Source organism: Corynebacterium sp. UMB8791 (assembly GCF_054166365.1).
The window spans coordinates 1-362 of the sequence record NZ_JBSZCG010000021.1; the positions used below are offsets into that span (position 1 = coordinate 1).

At 56.6% G+C, this 362-nt stretch carries 1 rRNA gene; it reads right to left on the reverse strand.

From position 1 onward, the window contains the following. Positions 1-362 (reverse strand): 16S ribosomal RNA (locus tag ACXIUA_RS00605); the annotation flags it as partial.

Genomic DNA, 362 nt, shown 5'->3' on the forward strand with positions numbered 1-362 from the left:
GCTTCGTCCCTAGCGAAAGGAGTTTACAACCCGAAGGCCTTCATCCCCCACGCGGCGTCGCTGCATCAGGCTTGCGCCCATTGTGCAATATTCCCCACTGCTGCCTCCCGTAGGAGTCTGGGCCGTATCTCAGTCCCAATGTGGCCGTACACCCTCTCAGGCCGGCTACCCGTCGACGCCTTGGTAGGCCATTACCCCACCAACAAGCTGATAGGCCGCGAGCTCATCCCATACCGCAAAAGCTTTCCACAACAATATCCAAAAAGTTGTCCTATCCGGTATTAGACCCAGTTTCCCAAGCTTATCCCGAAGTACAGGGCAGATCACCCACGTGTTACTCACCCGTTCGCCACTCGAGTACC